The sequence below is a fragment of the Lacticaseibacillus paracasei subsp. paracasei genome, assembly GCF_000829035.1.
In the GTDB taxonomy this organism is placed as follows: Bacteria; Bacillota; Bacilli; order Lactobacillales; family Lactobacillaceae; genus Lacticaseibacillus; species Lacticaseibacillus paracasei.
On sequence record NZ_AP012541.1, the window covers coordinates 1,259,993 to 1,278,762 of the forward strand.

Sequence of the window (18,770 nt, forward strand, 5' to 3'; positions counted from 1 at the left end):
GCACACAGCGGCTTTAAGTATAAGGTGAGATCGGTTTAGATCAATTGTAAACTTGCTAGGGCACCCAGAACAACGCCTAAAACGGTAATGATGATCATGACCCAGGCGCTGATGATGGTCATCTTCTGGAACTTGCTTTTTTTCTTTTTCTGCACCGAAAACACCACCTTTGTTGTTCTGCTGGCTATCATTGTACTGGTTTTTGCCGGTATCGGCAAGATAATCGCTGCTTTTTGTGGTCTTTTCTAGCGACTAGGTCGGCGAGGCAGTATTAGTTGTGGTCAAGTACTGCGGCAATATCGGGGGCTTCATTCTTTAAAAGCCTAATAGACGAGCAACAGGGTGTTATTCAATTTTTTGTTAAATTTTTTCAAAAAAGCAGGCAACTTTACCACGCAATTATTTTGCAAAGCTTGACGCTCCACGGAGCTTTGGTTAGGGTTAATTGAGAGATGTATCAATACGCGGCACCGAAGACGGTTGCTGCTTTTGGAGGGAATCATCATGGTGTTGCTTGCGATGGGTTTGCCCATTCTGGTATGGCTGGTCGTCGTTGCGGCTGTCGTTCAATTCGATTTTCATGGCGGTTCGTGGTTTTGTTTACTCGCAATCGTTAATTTTTGGGCTATTTTTAAACTTACCTTTACCAAGACACCAAATTTTATTTGGGTCATTTTGTTTACCACGATGGTGATTGCCTTGATTTTGGTCATTTGGCAGGTGGTACGTGAATATGACCTAATCGTTCGTCGATATTGGCGCATGTTGACCCGTGTTTTAGCCTTAGCCACCACATGTTGGTGGATGGCGGGTGTTTTAATCTTTTTTCTGGGTTAATTCCCCACTTTTCTCCCACAACTCATTATCGCCCGTGATCCTTGTGATCACGGGCTTTTTTGTGCTCTTCAAAATGATTAGCTTATTAAATAACCCAATTTTCATTCATAAGTGGTTACATGTGGAGAAGAGTGGGTCATTGTGGTAGACTGAAAAAAGTAGGGAGGTGTCAACCATGCTCATGGGTGAATTTGAACGCAGTATTGATGCAAAAGGGCGTTTAATTATTCCAGCTAAGTTTCGCGATCAGCTGGGCGCCTCTTTTGTGCTCACCCGTGGGATGGATGGCTGCCTTTTCGGTTATCCGATTGCTGAATGGGACAAACTCCAGACCAAACTTGCAACTTTACCATTAACAAAAAAAGATGCTCGAACCTTTACCCGATTTCTTTTTTCTGCCGCAACGGAATGTGATATCGACAAGCAGGGACGAATCAACATCCCAAAACCGTTGTTCAAACATGCTGGTTTGCAGAAAGATTGCGTACTAGTCGGCGTGAACACGCGTATCGAAGTTTGGGATGCCGAACGGTGGGAACAGTTTGCTGAAACCGCTGAAGAAAACTTTGATGATATTTCTGAAAATCTAACGGACTTTGGGTTATAGCGATGACAGAATTTAAACATGAAACAGTTCTATTAAAAGAAGCGACGGCGGCATTGGCGGTTAAACCTGCTGGTACTTACGTTGATGCAACGTTAGGCCGCGGCGGCCATACTCGACAGATTCTCAATCAGCTGACAACTGGTCGATTAATTGCGTTTGATCAAGATGAGGCGGCCATTGCAACGGTCACAGCCGATTTTGGAACATTGCCAAAACAACTCACTTTGGTACATAGAAATTTTCGAGATTTGACCGATGCATTAACGACGCTGGGAATAACTGAAGTTGATGGCATTTTATACGATCTCGGCGTTTCGTCACCACAATTTGATGATTCAAAGCGCGGCTTTTCCTATCGCTTTGACGCGCCACTCGATATGCGCATGGACCAGCGTCAAACGCTCGATGCAAAAACAATTGTCAATGAATGGCCTTATGCCGATTTGGTTCGCATCTTTTCCCGATATGGCGAGGAACATTTTTCTAAACAAATCGCTCGGCGCATTGAGCAAGCACGAACAGTCCAGCCGATTACAACGACCTTCCAATTGGTTGAGTTGATTAAAGCAGGCATTCCAGCAAAGGCTCGGCGAACAGGCGGTCATCCAGCTAAAAAAGTTTTTCAGGCAATTCGGATCGCGGTTAATGATGAGCTATCAGCGCTTGAGTCGTCCTTAGAACAAGCGTTGAAGTTGATCAACGTCGGGGGACGCATCAGCGTTATCACGTTCCAATCTTTAGAAGATCGACTCGTCAAAACGATGTTTAAAGAAGTTTCTTCAGTTCAGGATGTGCCGCGTGGTTTGCCGGTCATTCCGGCCTCTGCACAACCGAATTATCGCCTAGTAAATCGAAAACCGATTTTACCAAGTGAAGAGGAGCTTACGGTGAATCACCGCGCTCATAGTGCCAAATTGAGAGTCATTGAAAAAATTCACGATTAGGGGGTACAATCTATGCTTGAGAGTACAGCAAGACCATTAGTGCAGCAGCCGGAAACACCGCCAATACATAAACCTGTCACCACACCTGCGCCCAACACACATATTGCATTTAGCGGGTTTGAAAGGACATTGATGTTTGCATGTGGTGTTTTAGCGACCGTGGTTTGTGTAGTCTGTTTGTTTATGCAAAATCGGTTGAGCAATACACAGCGTCAGTATGAAGATTTGCAGACGCAGATTGCCAAACAGTCCCAGACGACTGCGAATCTCAAGCAGGAGATTGGTGAACTTTCAAATTCAGAACGCCTTGATGCCTTTGCCAAAGCACACGGTTTTAAGGTTATCAACGGCAACATAAAGCGTGTTGATAATAAATGAAAATTTTCAAATCAAAACGATCAACGAATGCACATCCTGCCCGAAACCGTAAAATTTTCGGCATCTGGATGATCGGGGTCACACTCCTGATCCTTGGTGGGTTCGTTCTTCGTTTTTCTTTTGTGGCGACTGTTGGCGAGGTTGATTCTAACAATCTGGCGAAGCAGCGACAAAAACAATATCAGACTGATACTGTCTTGCAGGCTAAGCGCGGCGCCATTCTCGATAAAACTGGCAATGTGATCGCAGAAGATTCCAATACTTATACCATTTTTGCGATTTTGGACAAGCAAAGCAAAGACAGCAACAATAAACCTGATTATGTGGTTGATAAAGCAAAAACGGCGAAGATTCTGAGCCGTTATTTGGCGATGTCAGAAGCAAAAATTTTGGCGCGACTAACGCCAGGCAAAAATATGTATCAGGTTGAATTTGGCACATCTGGCACCAAATTGAGTTTGGCGATCAAGAAACAAATTGATGCTGAAAAACTGCCGGGCATCCATTTTCGTGAAACACCGTCGCGACTGTATCCAAATGGCGTCTTTGCGAGTCACGTGATTGGTCTGGCTCAGGCACAAGGCAAAAGTACCAGCTTGACAGGCGTCATGGGGCTTGAAAAGCAATTCAATACGGTTTTAGCCGGTACGAATGGTTATCGTCGCAGCCAGACCGATGCATATGGCTATAAGCTGCCTAACGCAAAGACGAATCTGAAAACGCCTGTTAATGGCGGTACCGTCTACACAACGCTCGATAGTGGTTTGCAGGCCTATTTAGAGACGCTGATGACCGACGTGCAAAATAAATACGAACCAAAAGGCATGACGGCCGTGTTGATGAGTGCCAAAACTGGACAGATTTTGGCAGCGACTCAACGACCAACGTTTGATGCCTCAACGGGTGAAGGCTTAGGCGACATGTGGCGTGACTCGCTTGTTGAAGATAATTATGAACCAGGCTCGGTCATGAAAATTGTGACGCTGGCTGCTGCGATTCAAAGTGGCAAGTATCACCCAAATGATTATTATCAATCCGGATCTATCAAATTGGATGGTGGTACTGTTAATGACTGGCGAACCGGCGGCTGGGGATCCATTCCTTTAAGCAAAGCCTTCCCTCTGTCGAGTAACGTGGGGATGGTTAAGATTGAACAGGCAATGGGGGCTGGCATCTGGAAGCAGTATTTGGATAAATTCCGTTTCGGCCAGAAAACTGGCATCACCTTGCCGGGTGAAACTAGCGGGCACATTAGTTTTGAACGGCCCCTTGACCAAGCAATCACCTCATTTGGTCAAGGCATTGAGGTCAATGTGATGCAGATGCTGCAGGCGATCAGTGCCGTTTCCAATGGCGGCAAAATGTTGAAACCGCAGATTGTTTCTAAAGTCATCTCTCAGAACGGCAAAACCAAAGTTTATAAACCGGAAGTCGTTGGGCAACCCATTTCAAAGGAAACTGCGGCCCAAGTCATCGATGCAATGCGGCATGTTGTTAACGATGAAGACGGCACCGGTGTCGCATACAAGATGCCCGGTGTTGATCTGGCTGTGAAAACCGGGACGGGGCAAATTGCCAGTCCACAAGGTGGCTATCTGACAGGTGATTCAAACTATACCTTCAGTGTTGCCGGGGTTGCGCCGGCTTCTGATCCACAGTACGTCCTTTATCTGGCCATGAAACAACCGCAAAAAATGACGGAACCGGCCGAATCCATTTTGGCTAGCATTTTTAAACCGATGATGCAGCGGGCACTGGATACAACTGCTAATGGTGCGGTTACTGATGATACTAATACGGCCACCATTCCAGCGGTCACTAACGCGGCATTGACAACGGCTCAAGATAGCTTGAAGCAAGCCAATTTCGACGTGGCAACTGTGGGTACAGGTAATAAAGTTGTGCAACAATTACCAACAAGCGGTACCAAGGCACTGCACGGTTCCCGAGTTTTACTTTTGACGAACGGGGCCATGACCATGCCTGACTTAACTGGTTGGTCAAAATCTGATGTGTTAAAATTTGTACAACTGACCGGTAAGAAATTCAAACTTGTCGGTGATGGTTTTGTGACCCAGCAAAGTATCGCTGCAGGCACATTGTTAGGCGATACTAGCGGGACCATTAAATTTAAACAACAATAGAATTGGGGATAGTCATGCAACTTGCTCAGATGCTCATCCCGATGGTTTCGGCATTTGCAATTACCATTATGTTCATGCCATTGTTCATCGGCTACATGCGTTACAAAAAAGAAGGTCAGGTGATTCGCGAAGAGGGTCCAAGCTGGCACGAGAAAAAGTCAGGAACACCGACTATGGGTGGTTTGATTTTTATTGCTGCTATCATTGTGTCGGCCATTTGGGTCGGTATTTGGCAGCATCAACTGACGCTCAGTGTCTGGGTCTCCTTGTTTATTTTGGTGCTCTATGGACTGCTTGGCTTCTATGACGATTTTGAGAAACTGGTTCATCATCGCAATGAAGGACTTAAGGCATGGCAAAAGCTAGCCGGTCAGATTCTGGGTGCGATTATTTTCCTAATCGCTTATTTCCATGAAGGCTTTGATCACACGCTATGGGTGCCAATTATCGGCAATGTCAGTGCCACTTGGTTCTACGTTCTTTTTGTCATTGTTTGGTTGGTAGGCTTCAGTAATGCTGTTAATTTGACGGACGGCTTGGATGGCTTGGTTGCCGGTCAAACAACAATTTCATTTGGCACTTACGCGATTATCGCGGCACATGACGGTCGGACTGATGTTTTGATCGTTTGTTTGGTGACGATCGGTGCCATGCTTGGTTTCTTGATGTTCAATCACAAACCTGCTCAGATTTTTATGGGTGATCTTGGATCATTAGCGCTGGGTGGCATGTTGGCAGTGGTTGCTATCTTGCTGCACCGCGAATGGTCATTGTTGTTGATTGGGATTATTTATGTCACCGAAACAGCCAGCGTGATTTTGCAGGTGGGTTCTTTTAAGTTAACCGGCAAAAGAATCTTTCTCATGTCACCTATTCATCATCATTTTGAAATGAAGGGCTGGTCTGAGTGGCAAATTGATCTGATGTTCTGGTTGGTCGGGCTAATTGGCAGTGGTATCTATTTAGCATTTTTTCTTTAAAATTAAGGCATAAGCAAGAAGGATAAATCGTGAAGAATATTTCGGATTATCGCAATAAAAAAGTGCTTGTTTTGGGATTAGCGAAAAGTGGCGTGAATGCGGCACGCCTATTACATAAGTTGGGCGCTTTAGTGACAGTCAATGACAAACAACAATTTGACGACAACAAAGACGCTCAGGAACTGCTTGCAGACGGTATGCGGGTCATTACCGGCAGGCATCCGGTTGAGCTCTTAGACGAGCATTTCGAGTTGATGGTCAAAAATCCTGGCATTCCATACAGTAATCCGATGGTTAAGCGGGCTGAGGCGTTACATATGCCAATTATCACTGAACCCGAGTTGGCTTATCAGGTTTCGGAAGCTCAATGGATCGGGATTACTGGGACAAACGGTAAAACGACCACAACCACGCTGATTGGCTTGATGTTGAATCAGCAGCGGCCACATCATGCATTTGATGCGGGCAATATTGGCATTCCCGTTAGTCAAGTCGCTCAAAAAGTCGGCAAAGACGATACGATTGTGGCTGAGTTGTCGAGTTTTCAACTGTGCGGCATCAAAACATTGCATCCACATATTGCCGTTCTAACGAATATTTATGAAGCTCATCTGGATTGGCATGGTAACCGGGCAAATTATGTTGCGGCCAAAATGCGAATTACCATGAATCAAACGCCAGACGACTATTTCATCATGAACTGGGATTTGCCAGAAATGCATGAGTTGGCGAAACAGAGCAAGGCACAAATCGTCCCGTTCTCAAGAAAGAACGCGGAAGGCGCTCGAGCTCAGTTAATCGATGGTTGGCTGACGTTTGATGGCGATCGGATTATGAAGGCCAGCGAGATGCAGATCCCCGGCTTACATAATATCGAAAATGCGTTAGCTGCCATCGCTGCCGTGAAACTCGAAGGGGTCGGCGACGATGCTATTCGCGAAGTGCTGCGAACATTCTCCGGGGTTAAACATCGGATTCAATATCTAGAAACCATTGATGGCCGCCGGGTCTACAACGATTCAAAAGCGACTAACGTTGAGGCAGCCACCGTTGCCTTGAATGCATTCGACCAACCGATTGTCTGGCTGGCAGGTGGTTTGGATCGCGGATTGCCAATGGATGCACTGACACCACTGGTTAAGAAACACGTTAAAAGCATGGTTGTTTTTGGTCAAACAGCACCCTTGATGGGCAAGATTGCTAAAGATGCCGGGGTACCAGTTCAAACGACTGAGAATGTGATGACTGCGGTGCCACTTGCCTATGAAGTCAGTCGCCCTGGTGATGTCATCTTACTTTCGCCAGCGGCCGCAAGTTGGGACCAATATCCTAATTTTGAAGTTCGCGGCGATAATTTCATTAAAGTTGTCAATCAATTAAAAGCAACAGTCGAAAGTGGGGATAAGTAAATGCGGCTGGTGATCTCTGGAGGCGGCACTGGTGGCCACATTTATCCGGCACTGGCGTTGATTGAAGCCTTAAAAGCGGAAGGAAAACTTGACGATGTGCTTTACGTTGGCACGAAAAGGGGCTTGGAAAGTCGGATTGTACCAGCGACCGGACTTAAGTTTGCGACGCTCGATTTGCAAGGCTTCAAGCGAAGTCTATCGTTAAGTAATTTCACAACAGTCCGGAAATTTCTTGGTAGCTTGGGTGAAGCAAAAAAATTGCTACAGGATTTTCAACCTGATATTGTGGTTGGTACCGGTGGCTATGTTTCCGGTGCCATCTTATTTGCCGCGACACGATTGCATATCCCAACCGTGATTCATGAATCCAATTCGGTGGCTGGGGTGACGAACAAGTTTCTGAGTCATTTCGTTGATCGCGTGGCCATCGTTTTTCCTGAAGTTGCTAAGGCCTTTCCAGCCAATAAAGTGGTGGTGACAGGGAATCCGCGGGCCCAACAAGTTGCTGGTTTGAAGCCGAACGATCGGCTCCGTGATTTCGGCCTTGATCCGCATATTCGTACTTTGTTAGCCTTTGGTGGTTCTCGTGGGGCGCCACGGATTAATGATGCGGTTGTGGCGGCCTTGCCAATTTGGGCGAAAGCAGATTTTCAAGTGCTGTTTGCTACTGGCCGGACGCATTACGATCAAATTAAGGCTAAATTGCCTGATTTGCCGGCGACAATCAAGGTGGTCCCGTACATCGATGATATGCCATCCATTTTACCCGATATCGGTTTATTGATCAGTCGGGCAGGGGCGACGACTTTGGCAGAAATCACGGCGCTTGGGATTCCGGCAGTTCTGATTCCCAGTCCCAATGTGACTCATCATCATCAATTTTTAAATGCCCAAAGTCTAACGAAACAAGGGGCAGCGATCACAATTACAGAAGATGAATTAGACAATCATTTTCCACGTCGGGTTGTGACCTTGATGGAAGATGACGAAAAACGTGCCGCAATGGCTAAGGCATCAAAAAAATTAGGTGTCCCAGATGCAAGTGATCAATTGATCGCAGTGATGACGACGCTACTTTCGAAACGTAGGTGATAACTTTGGCTTGGCCCCGAAAAAAGAAACCGCAACCTGACCCGCTGACACCGTGGCAGCAATACCAGGCGCGCCAGCAGCAGACGCCGCGACATGATCGGCGCCAGAAGCCAAAATTGAATGTCGATCTGCCGAAAGTACAGAACTTACGGCGGCGTAAGCTGGTTAGAAACCTCACGTTGATTTTGCTCCCCCTGCTGATATTGCTGGGGGTTTTTGGCTATTTTGCTAGTCCGCTATCCAAGGTTGGGCTTGTGAGTGTGCAGGGTGTGCGGACCGTGCCTGATCAGCAGGTGATTAATGCCACAAAATTGTCGGATGATGATTTGATGTTAAGCGTTATATTGCATAAAAAAGCGATCGCTCAACGTGTTCAAGATTCTTTACCAGAAATTAAACAAGCGAGTCTGACGTTTACCGGCTTGAATCATATTGTTATCAAAACCAGCGAGTATGAGACGATCGGTTACGTCTATCAGAAGCATACTTATCACAAGATTTTGATAACCGGCAAAGTGCTGAAGAACGGGACGCAGACGCCAGTTGACACTTACCCTGTTTTTTCAGGCTTCACAGCGAAGGAATTGCCGCAGATGATTTCCTTGCTGCAGCAGTTTCCAAAGGCCATTCAGCGAGACATTTCCGAAATCGATGCTAGTCGTGGTGACGCAAATCCTTACCAGATCTCGATGAACATGAACGACGGTTATCGCGTGATTGCCGATTCGCGAACAATTGCTAACAAAATCAAGTATTATCCGGCAATTGTTTCACAGGTTAAGAAAAAAGGTGTTATCGATTTAGAAGTTGGGGCATTTTGGCGGGCATACTCAAGTGCGGAAAAGTCGTCAAACGACTGATTTTGTAAGGTTTGTTTTCTCAAGGCAAATCGAGTGTGTTACACTGATAATGGCACCATTCAATTATGAAATTAACCTATTAAACGTTACACAAGGAGGTTCCCGATACATGGATAATCAAGGTATTTACGTTGGACTTGATATCGGAACCACCTCAATAAAAGTCATTGTTGCCGAAACAGTAAAGGGACAAATGAATGTTATTGGTGTGGGAAGTCAGCGATCGGAAGGCGTGAGCCGCGGGGTGATCGTTGATATCGATAAGGCAGTTGCCGTCATTCGTGCGGCCGTTGCCCAAGCTGAAGACAAGGCAAATATCAAGATCGATCGGGTCGTTGCTGGCATTCCCGCCAACATGCTGCAGATTGAACAAGTTTCCGGGATGATCGCGGTCGGTGAAGAGAATAAAGAAATTTCCGACAACGATGTTCGCAGCGTGGCAGCGGCAGCATTGGTCCGCAACTTACCACCAGAGCGTGAAACATTATCATTAGTCCCGACCGAGTTTATCGTAGATGGTTTTGATGATATTAAAGATCCGCGTGGTATGTTGGGCGTTCGGCTTGAGATGCGTGGCATCATGTTAACTGTTCCTAAGACCGTGATTCATAACACGAAGAAAGCCATTGAAAAGGCGGGTCTTCGAGTTGGCGGTTTGGTGATTTCGCCTTTGGCCATTGGTCGTTTGGCCTTAACCGATGGTGAACAAGATTTTGGCACTGTTTTGATTGACATGGGTGGTGGTCAAAGCACCGCTGCCGTGATCCATGACCGTAAGCTTAAGTTTACGTCGGTGGATCAAGAAGGCGGCGAGTATATCACTAAAGATATTTCAGTTGTCCTCAACACGAGTTTTACGGACGCTGAGAAACTCAAGCGTGAATATGGCAATGCTGATTCACTGGCAACGAGTGAGGAAGAGACTTTTCCTGTAACGGTTGTTGGCAAACACGAGCCAGCGATGATCTCTGAAAAATACCTTTCCGAGATTATCGAGGCGCGAGTGGCGCAAATCTTTAAACGTCTGAACAAAGCGTTGGACGCTGTTAATGCGCTTGATTTACCCGGCGGCATTGTGATTACTGGCGGCACTACGGCGTTGCCAGGCGTGACGGAATTGGCTCAGGACATTTTCGGCCGACCGGTCAAACGGTTTATTCCCGATGATATGGGGTTGCGTCACCCATCGTTTACTGAAGGGCTTGCCCTTATCAAATATGCTGCCCAGATGACAGATATTGAAATGCTGGTCTCCAGCGTCTTGCCGACACCATTCATGGTTGATGGCGCCGATGTCCGTCCACAACCACAAAGTAAGCAGCCAGAGCAACCGGCTGCCGCTGTGGACCAAGGCAATCAGCGATTACTTAAGCGCAAGCAGGAAAAACAACCGGATAAACCAAAATCCAAGGAGCCTTCAGCATTACGCCGGTTCTTTGGCAATTTCTTTGAATAAATCTCGATCCTAGGAGGAACACGAATGGATTTTCAAATGGACGCACAAAATGAAAAAGGCGCCAACATTAAAGTAATCGGTGTCGGCGGTGCAGGCGGCAATGCGATTAATCGCATGATCGCCGAAGATGTTAAAGGTGTTGAGTTCATTGCGGCGAACACTGATTTGCAGGCTTTGAATGCCAGCAACGCTGAAACCAAGATCCAACTCGGGCCTAAATTGACCCGCGGCCTAGGTGCCGGTTCCAATCCGGAGATCGGGCAAAAGGCTGCTGAAGAAAGCGAAGAAGCCATCGGTGCTGCGCTGCAAGGTGCAGATATGATTTTTGTTACCGCTGGTATGGGCGGTGGTTCTGGCACAGGAGCAGCGCCGATTGTTGCCAAAATTGCCAAAGACCAAGGTGCCTTGACTGTCGGCGTGGTTACCCGTCCCTTTACTTTTGAAGGCCCTAAGCGCGCAAAGAATGCGACAGAGGGCATTGCACAACTGAAAGAGCATGTGGATACCTTGGTGATTATTGCCAACAACCGTCTACTTGAGATTGTCGACAAGAAGACGCCGATGCTTGAAGCGTTCCATGCTGCTGATAATGTGTTACGCCAAGGTGTTCAAGGTATTTCCGATCTGATCACCAGCCCTGGTTACGTTAACTTGGACTTTGCCGATGTGAAAACAGTCATGGCTAACCAAGGATCTGCTTTGATGGGGATTGGGAGTGCTACGGGTGAAAACCGTACCGTTGAAGCGACTAAAAAAGCCATCTCAAGTCCACTGCTTGAAGTAAATATTAGCGGTGCCAAACAGGTACTGTTAAACATCACTGGCGGCCCAGATTTGAGCTTGTTCGAAGCTCAAGATGCTTCCCAGATTGTGGCCGACTCGGCTAAAGATGATGTTAATATCATCTTCGGGACATCCATCAACGAGGAACTTGGCGATGAAGTCGTCGTGACGGTCATTGCGACAGGGATCGAAGAAGATCCCCGTCAGGAACCTTCACGTCGCAACGTTGCTAAGAACCGTACAACGGATCAAGATAATCAAGGCGGCGGTTATCGCCCAGCCTATGCTGATAGTGACGCCAACGAGAATCGGCAGGCAAAAAGCGATGATCCGTTTGGCAACTGGGACTTGCGGCGTGAACCAAGCAAGCGTCAGGCACCAAGCGGCGATGATATGAGCAACGCTAAGAAAAAAGATTTCGACATTTTTGAAAATCAAACTAACGCAGACGATGCTGGCGGCGATGATCAGCCACCATTCTTCAAGCGTCGGCGTCAATAGTCAGGAGGTCACGATACATGGCGTTTGAAAAGTTAGGCGAAAAATTTAGCAACTTCTTTGCCATGGACAATGAAGATGATTATCAAGACCAAGAAGACGAACAGGCGCAACAACCCGCACCAGAACAACCGGTGGACAATCATTATCGCAGCAACAAGGTGGTTTCAATGGCAACGCCCGCTGGTAAGACAGCGAAGATCGTGGTTTATGAACCGCGAGTGTACTCTGATGCCAAAGAAATCGGGTCGCATTTATTGAACAATCGGGCGGTTGTCATTAACTTTGATCGCATCGGCTCCGATGATGCGACGCGCATTGTCGATTTTTTGACAGGCACTGTGTTCGCCATTAATGGTGAGATTAAACGGGTGGGCGAGTCGATTTTCCTCGTGACCCCTGCTAACTTTGAAATTGATGGGTCACTAGCCAGCACCATTGACTCTGACGGTTTGAACCTTTCTTCGCAACATTAACGAGGTGTCAAGTGTTCAATTTACTCAATGCAATCTACCAGGTGGGCAGTTGGGCAATTTACCTTTATATCATCATGGTCTTCATTTACATTTTGATATCTTGGTTTCCCAATGCTCAAGGCTCAGCACTGGATCGCTTTTTAAGCAGATTTGTTGATCCGTTTCTGAGCATCTTTCAGCGATTCATCCCACCATTGGCTGGAATTGATTTTTCACCAATCCTAGCATTCTTTGTACTTTCACTTATTAAAATGGCTTGGACGAAATTATTTATCATGTTAGTCCAGAAGCTTGTAATCGGGTGACAACTTATGGATGCCATCTATCAGCATTTTCGAAAAGATGAAGCGGCACTGATCGACCATTTTGCGGAACTAATTGAAACCGCACGAACGGAGTACCGGCCAGTGCTGACAGACTTTACAGATCCACGTCAACGGTTGATTGCAACCAGTTTAGTAAGCGCCGATGACGATATTAAGCTCGTACATTTTGGCGGGTATCCCCACGCTGAGCGGCAACGAATCATCTTTGCACCGAGCTATTTCTCAGCAACGGCGGCTGATTTTGATATTCGGTTGTTACAGATCATTTATCCGGAGAAATTCGCCGAACTGCACCATAGTACAGTGCAAGGCACCCTACTGAACGCAGGCCTTGATCGTGATGTTTTCGGTGACATTATCACGGATGGTGACATTTGGCAGTTCTTTGTGGCCGCGCACATGCAGGATTGGGTCACAAGCAATGTTGATAAAATCGGGCGCGTGGGTGTTCATTTCACTGAACATCCGCTGGCGGATTATGTGACACCGGAAAATGACTGGGAGCCGCTCAATTTTTCAGTCAGTGCTTTACGCTTGGATACAGTTGTGGCCCACGGGTTTAACATCTCGCGTCAACGTGCCAAAACCTTAATTCAAGGCGGTAAGGTGCGTCTTAAGTTTGGTGAATCGGATGCACCGGATGCTGAAATTGCAACATCAGATATTATCTCTGTTCGAGGGTTTGGCCGCTTGCGGCTTGATGAGATTCTTGGAGAGAGTAAAAAAGGTAAACTAAGGGTCTCAGCGGCCGTGATTCATAAGTAGTCACACCGCCGAGTGCAACAATTGTCCCAGAAAACGAATTGATGAGGAGGACTATCAATGGCTTTGAGTCCACTAGACATTCACAATAAAGAATTTAGCAGCAAAATGCGCGGCTATGATAAGGACGAGGTCAATGACTTCCTTGCGCAGATCGTTAAAGATTATAGTAGCTTGATCAAGGACAACGAGGGCCTGAAAAAAGAATTGGCAGATGCCAAGGAAAAGGTTCAGTACTTCACGGATATGAAGGAAGCCTTGAATCAATCGATTATTGTCGCTCAGGAAAGTGCTGAAAAGGTTAAAAATAGCGCGCATCAGGAAGCTGATTTGATTAAGCAGCAGGCGCAGCAGGATGGTCAGGCTATTTTGAGCAAGGCCAAAGCAGATGCTGACCAGAAGTTGCATCAAGCTCAAGCTCAAACGGAACAAACCTTGCATGATGCCGCATTGAAACGTCAGAATATCTCTGTCCAAACTGAAGACCTCAAGCGACAAAGCCGGGTCTTCCGCCAACGTCTGCAAGTGATGTTGGAGTCACAGCTTGAAGTTGTGAAGAGTCCAGAGTGGAAGGAATTGCTTTCCAGTTCACCTGAAGCTGCCGATACGACCGATCCGAGTCAAGATTCGCTTGACAATGCCCACGAGGGTTTCGTAAACTCAGAGGGAGCAGTTTCCGGCGCTGATGGTACCTATACTGAGATCATTTTTCCAGATGATCAAAGTGGCGCACCAGCCTCGCAAGCAGCAGCAGATACACCGGCTAGTTCGGCGGCGGCTGAGTCAGAATCGACAAATGACAGTACCAATGATTCTGAGTCTGCAATCGATCATGATGCTCAATAACGTATGAACACGCGTCGTTTGGTGGTTCCCTTTGCAGCGAGTCAGGAAGTGGGTGTGAGCCTGACAAGTACCGCTGAACGATATCAGTTCACAGTTGTCCTGCCGAAGTTGGTAAGCGGGACCGGTTGATCACCGTTAGTCAATCACTGAGGGGGACTTGTTCCCTGAAGTTAGGTGGTACCACGTTTGCTCGTCCTAATATTAGGGCGGGCTTTTTTGATTTCAATTAATAAAGGAGCGGGTCACGTGAAAATTAAAGATACCTTGAACATGGGTAAAACCAGTTTCCCAATGCGCGCTGGTTTACCGAAGAATGAACCGATTTGGCAGAAAAAGTGGGATGAGGACCACGTCTATGAGCAACGCCAAAAATTAAATGAAGGCAAGCCAACGTTTATGCTACATGATGGCCCGCCATTTGCGAATGGCAATATTCATATGGGTCACGCCTTGAATAAGATCAGTAAAGATATTATTGTTCGCTACAAATCCATGAATGGCTTCCGGGCGCCTTACGTTCCTGGTTGGGATACTCACGGATTGCCGATTGAACAGCAACTAGCGAAACAAGGTGTGAAGCGCAAGGAAATGTCGATGACCGATTATCGTGAACTTTGTCGGCAGTTTGCCATGCAGGAAATCGATAAACAGCGCACTGACTTTAAACGCCTAGGCGTGATGGGTGACTGGGAACATCCTTACATTACGCTGCAGCATCATTATGAAGCCAGTGAAATTCGGGTTTTTGGTGCCATGGCGAAAAAGGGCTACATCTATCATGGCTTGAAGCCGGTTTACTGGTCATGGTCATCTGAATCGACTCTGGCTGAAGCCGAGATTGAATATCACGATGATAAATCACCATCCATTTACGTTGCCTTTAAAGTTGTGGATGGCAAGGGCTTACTTGACACTGATACCTATCTGGTCATCTGGACCACCACACCTTGGACCATTCCGGCTAACTATGGGATTACGGTTAATCCGCGGTTCGATTACGTTCAGGTTCAAGTTGGCGACAAAAAGTACGTGGTTGCTGCCGAATTACTTGATCGCGTAGCTGAAGAAATTGGCTGGGAAAATCCGAAGATCCTGAAAACCTTTAAGGGCACGGATATGGATAAAATGACTGCTCAGCATCCTTTATATGATCGCACGAGTCTTGTCATGAATGCTGATCATGTCACGTTGGATGCTGGGACTGGACTTGTCCATACAGCGCCTGGTCATGGGGAAGATGACTACAAAGTCGGGGTTAAATACGGCTTGCCTGTCGTCTCAGTGGTTGATGCCAAAGGTTACATGAATGAATATGCGCCTGGTTTTGAAGGTGTCTTTTATGATGATGCCAACAAGCAGATCACCCAAGCACTGGCTGATAAAGGCGCCCTGCTGAAGCTTGATTTCTTCACCCATAGCTATCCGCATGACTGGCGGACAAAGAAGCCGGTTATTTTCCGGGCAACGACACAATGGTTTGCGTCAATTGATGCTTTCCGTGATCAGATTCTAAAGGCTATTGATACGGTTGACTTTAAGCCGAGCTGGGGCAAGACACGGCTGTACAATATGATTCGTGATCGTGGCGATTGGGTTATTTCCCGTCAGCGCGCATGGGGCGTGCCGTTGCCGATCTTCTATGCTGAAGATGGCGAACCGATTATTGAAGAAGAGACGATTAATCACGTTGCTGATCTGTTCGGAAAATATGGCTCAAATGTGTGGTTCGAACGAGAGGCGAAAGACTTGTTGCCAGAAGGCTATACGAATCCGCATAGTCCGAATGGTCAATTCACCAAAGAAAAAGACATCATGGATGTGTGGTTCGATTCCGGTTCCTCTCATCAGGCTGTTTTGGCGGCTCGCCCAGAGCTCAGTTTCCCAGCTGATTTGTATTTGGAAGGGTCTGATCAGTATCGCGGCTGGTTTAATTCCAGTTTGATCACCAGCGTTGCTGCCACTGGTGTCGCACCTTATCGCGGTATTTTGTCGCAAGGTTTCACCTTGGACGGCAAAGGACGCAAGATGAGTAAGAGCCTAGGTAACACGATTGTCCCGGCCACGATTGAAAAGCAGTTTGGGGCTGAAATCATCCGGCTGTGGGTCGCAACGGTTGACTCTTCCTCTGATGTGCGAGTTTCTGTAGATAACTTTGCCCAAACTTCTGAAGCTTATCGAAAGATTCGAAATACGATGCGGTTTATGGTAGCTAACACAGGCGACTTCGATCCTGAAAAAGATACGGTTGCTTATGATGAACTTGGATCAGTTGATCGTTACATGATGGTTCGCTTAAACCAAATCATCAAGCAAATCAAAACAGCTTATGATGTGTATGATTTTGCGACCGTCGAGAAGACTATCAGCAGTTTCCTTGTCAATGATCTGAGTGCTTTCTATTTGGACGTCGCTAAAGATGTTGTGTACATCGAGGCGAAAGATGATCCTAAGCGGCGTGGTATGCAAACCGTGATGTTTGCCGCCTTATTGGCCCTCACTAAGTTGATCACGCCGATTCTGCCGCATACAGCAGAAGAAGTTTGGCCATATCTCAAGCAGCCAGAAGCCTATGCTGCTTTGGCTGATATGCCAGAAGCAGAACAGTTTGATGATGAAAGCCAATTATTAGATATCTGGTCAGGCTTTATGGACTTCCGTTCTGAAGTGCAAAAGGCTTTGGAACTTGCTCGTGACAACAAAGTTATCGGGAAGTCGCTTGAAGCTGCAGTCACAGTTTATCCTTCTGAACCTGTTCGTGATATGCTGGATGACGTCGATGCCAATGTGATGCAGCTTTTGATCACAAGTCACTTCGAAATTGCGCCTGCAACTACGAAGGCACCGGCCAATGCCGAACAGTTTGATGACATGGCTGTTGTTGTAAAACATGCTGACGGCGAAGTTTGCCCACGCTGCCGAATGGTGCGTACAGATATTGGTACAGATCCAAAGTTGCCGCAATTGTGCAGCCGGTGTGCGGCTATCGTTGAGGCTAATTTCCCAGATGCTGTCACCAACGGGTTTGATAAGTAGGCGGGTGAAGACATGCAAGGACGCGTTAAAAACTTTAACGTTGACAAAGGCTATGGCTTTATTGAAGCTGAGGGGCAACCGGATATATTCGTTCACTTTTCGGCGATTAATGAACCGGGATTTAAAAGTCTGACACCCGGTGAAACGGTTGATTTCGTTATTGTTGAAGGGCCTCGGGGTCCACAAGCAGCGAATGTGACGGTTCATCGGTCTGAGGATGGTACACCGCAATAGACTTTTTGACGCCCCGTTGTCGGCTGGCGATAGGGCGCTTACGTAAATCCTAGACAGTAAAAAACACCGCGAGATCAAATCGCGGTGTTTTTGTATACAGCATTCAGTTTTTGTGGTGCAGGTTTTTAGACTTAAATTACTTGTTGATTTCTTCGATCTTACCGTCATGCGTACGGGCAACGGTCATCTGAGTAACGGGGATGTAACCGAGCTTTGGTACCAATGTCTTTTGGACATTCTTTGACTGAATATAATTGATGAAAGCTGCTGTGGAGGCGTTTGGTTTGCCTTTGGTGTACATATGTTCATAGGCCCAAATCTTCCAAGTGTTGGTGGTCACATTCTTGTCCGTTGGTTGGACATGATTAAGGGCAAGCTTTTGAACACCGTCTTTAATTGCTGAGAAGGCGAGATAGCTGATGGCACCCGGTGTTGTTGAAACCATCTGATAAACAGTACCGCTAGAATCTTGTTCCTGACTGGTTTTAACTTTATTTGTCTTGATCCCGAACTGTTCGAACGTTGCTCGTGTCCCGGAACCTTGTGCGCGGTTAATCAATACGATGGCCTGATCTTTACCACCAACTTCTTTCCAGTTAGTGATCTTGCCTTGGAAAATATCAACTAATTGCTGCGTGGAGATGTTTTTGACGCCGGCGTCCTTGTTGACAACTGGTGCAATCGCAACAACGGCTACCTGATGGTCAACCAGATCATCAGCTTTCAAATCAGATTTTTCTTGGGCAAAAATGTCTGAATTACCGATTGTAACTGAACCGGCTGCAACTTGACTCAAACCGGCGCCTGAACCACCACCTTGCACGGTGATTTCTGCTTTAGGATTGTCTGTTTGATATTGCTTAGCTGCCTGTTCAACCAAAGGCTGTAAAGCTGTTGAACCAACTGCCAAAATCTTGCTCTGCTTGATTGGGGCAGAGCTGGATTTGCTTGAACTGCTGGCGGATTTGGACCCGCAGCCTGCCAATACTAAGGTGGCGGCTAAGGCCACGGTCAAACCGACGAACAATTTCGAATGCTTCATTACTTTTCCCTCCAATACTTGAATAACCTAAGCATAAGGTTGCTGTGTAAAGACTTCGCCACG

General features: G+C 46.8%; 19 protein-coding genes. 17 read left to right on the top strand and 2 right to left on the bottom strand.

Annotation, left to right across the window (positions count from 1 at the left end):
• Positions 1-35: 35 nt before the first annotated feature.
• The gene (locus LBPC_RS14830) at positions 36-155 is read right to left on the bottom strand and encodes a DUF4044 domain-containing protein (RefSeq protein ID WP_003565145.1); all 120 of its coding nucleotides are present in this window, start codon (positions 153-155) and stop codon (positions 36-38) included.
• Positions 156-504: 349 nt separating this feature from the next.
• Between LBPC_RS14830 and LBPC_RS06290 the strand changes: the two genes are divergently transcribed.
• The 17 genes from LBPC_RS06290 to LBPC_RS06370 all read left to right on the top strand — a co-directional run bounded on the left by LBPC_RS06290 (position 505) and on the right by LBPC_RS06370 (position 17,665).
• Positions 505-837, top strand: a complete 333-nt coding sequence (locus LBPC_RS06290) for a hypothetical protein (RefSeq protein ID WP_003565147.1) — start codon at positions 505-507, stop codon at positions 835-837.
• Between the two features lie 175 nt (positions 838-1,012).
• Positions 1,013-1,444 carry a division/cell wall cluster transcriptional repressor MraZ gene (mraZ, locus tag LBPC_RS06295; protein WP_003661047.1) on the top strand — a complete coding sequence of 144 codons (432 nt, stop codon included), beginning with the start codon at positions 1,013-1,015 and terminating at the stop codon, positions 1,442-1,444.
• Positions 1,445-1,446: 2 nt separating this feature from the next.
• Complete coding sequence (gene rsmH, locus LBPC_RS06300; RefSeq protein WP_003661045.1) at positions 1,447-2,388, top strand: 16S rRNA (cytosine(1402)-N(4))-methyltransferase RsmH; 942 nt, start codon at positions 1,447-1,449, stop codon at positions 2,386-2,388.
• Between the two features lie 12 nt (positions 2,389-2,400).
• Positions 2,401-2,766 (top strand): cell division protein FtsL, encoded by a 366-nt coding sequence (gene ftsL / locus LBPC_RS06305; protein ID WP_003565154.1) that lies wholly within the window; start codon positions 2,401-2,403, stop codon positions 2,764-2,766.
• Complete coding sequence (locus LBPC_RS06310; RefSeq protein ID WP_003661043.1) at positions 2,763-4,910, top strand: penicillin-binding transpeptidase domain-containing protein; 2,148 nt, start codon at positions 2,763-2,765, stop codon at positions 4,908-4,910. The genes ftsL and LBPC_RS06310 overlap by 4 nt, the downstream gene beginning before the upstream one ends.
• A gap of 14 nt (positions 4,911-4,924) precedes the next feature.
• Complete coding sequence (gene mraY / locus LBPC_RS06315; protein WP_003661041.1) at positions 4,925-5,890, top strand: phospho-N-acetylmuramoyl-pentapeptide-transferase; 966 nt, start codon at positions 4,925-4,927, stop codon at positions 5,888-5,890.
• A 29-nt stretch (positions 5,891-5,919) separates the two neighbouring features.
• On the top strand, positions 5,920-7,299 hold the full coding sequence (murD, locus tag LBPC_RS06320) for a UDP-N-acetylmuramoyl-L-alanine--D-glutamate ligase (protein ID WP_003661039.1): 1,380 nt from the start codon (positions 5,920-5,922) through the stop codon (positions 7,297-7,299).
• Positions 7,300-8,391, top strand: coding sequence for an undecaprenyldiphospho-muramoylpentapeptide beta-N-acetylglucosaminyltransferase (gene murG, locus LBPC_RS06325; RefSeq protein WP_003570121.1), 1,092 nt, complete (start codon positions 7,300-7,302; stop codon positions 8,389-8,391).
• Positions 8,392-8,396: 5 nt separating this feature from the next.
• On the top strand, positions 8,397-9,251 hold the full coding sequence (locus tag LBPC_RS06330; protein ID WP_003565163.1) for a cell division protein FtsQ/DivIB: 855 nt from the start codon (positions 8,397-8,399) through the stop codon (positions 9,249-9,251).
• Between the two features lie 109 nt (positions 9,252-9,360).
• The gene (ftsA, locus tag LBPC_RS06335) at positions 9,361-10,707 is read left to right on the top strand and encodes a cell division protein FtsA (RefSeq protein ID WP_003565166.1); all 1,347 of its coding nucleotides are present in this window, start codon (positions 9,361-9,363) and stop codon (positions 10,705-10,707) included.
• Between the two features lie 24 nt (positions 10,708-10,731).
• The gene (gene ftsZ / locus LBPC_RS06340; protein ID WP_003574874.1) at positions 10,732-11,991 is read left to right on the top strand and encodes a cell division protein FtsZ; all 1,260 of its coding nucleotides are present in this window, start codon (positions 10,732-10,734) and stop codon (positions 11,989-11,991) included.
• A 17-nt stretch (positions 11,992-12,008) separates the two neighbouring features.
• Positions 12,009-12,464: a cell division protein SepF gene (locus LBPC_RS06345; RefSeq protein ID WP_003565171.1), complete on the top strand. Its 456-nt coding sequence runs from the start codon at positions 12,009-12,011 to the stop codon at positions 12,462-12,464.
• A gap of 11 nt (positions 12,465-12,475) precedes the next feature.
• Positions 12,476-12,769 (top strand): YggT family protein, encoded by a 294-nt coding sequence (locus tag LBPC_RS06350; protein ID WP_003565173.1) that lies wholly within the window; start codon positions 12,476-12,478, stop codon positions 12,767-12,769.
• A 6-nt stretch (positions 12,770-12,775) separates the two neighbouring features.
• On the top strand, positions 12,776-13,555 hold the full coding sequence (locus LBPC_RS06355; RefSeq protein ID WP_003661032.1) for a YlmH family RNA-binding protein: 780 nt from the start codon (positions 12,776-12,778) through the stop codon (positions 13,553-13,555).
• A gap of 57 nt (positions 13,556-13,612) precedes the next feature.
• A complete protein-coding gene (locus LBPC_RS06360; protein WP_003661031.1) occupies positions 13,613-14,398 on the top strand; it encodes a DivIVA domain-containing protein in 786 nt (261 codons plus the stop codon).
• Positions 14,399-14,644: 246 nt separating this feature from the next.
• Positions 14,645-17,431, top strand: a complete 2,787-nt coding sequence (ileS, locus tag LBPC_RS06365) for an isoleucine--tRNA ligase (RefSeq protein WP_016376104.1) — start codon at positions 14,645-14,647, stop codon at positions 17,429-17,431.
• Between the two features lie 12 nt (positions 17,432-17,443).
• Entirely contained in the window at positions 17,444-17,665 is a 222-nt protein-coding gene (locus LBPC_RS06370) for a cold shock domain-containing protein (protein WP_003565181.1), read from the top strand.
• A 136-nt stretch (positions 17,666-17,801) separates the two neighbouring features.
• Here LBPC_RS06370 and LBPC_RS06375 read toward each other — a convergent pair whose 3' ends face one another.
• Positions 17,802-18,707 (bottom strand): phosphate ABC transporter substrate-binding protein PstS family protein, encoded by a 906-nt coding sequence (locus tag LBPC_RS06375; RefSeq protein ID WP_003565182.1) that lies wholly within the window; start codon positions 18,705-18,707, stop codon positions 17,802-17,804.
• Positions 18,708-18,770: the final 63 nt, after the last annotated feature.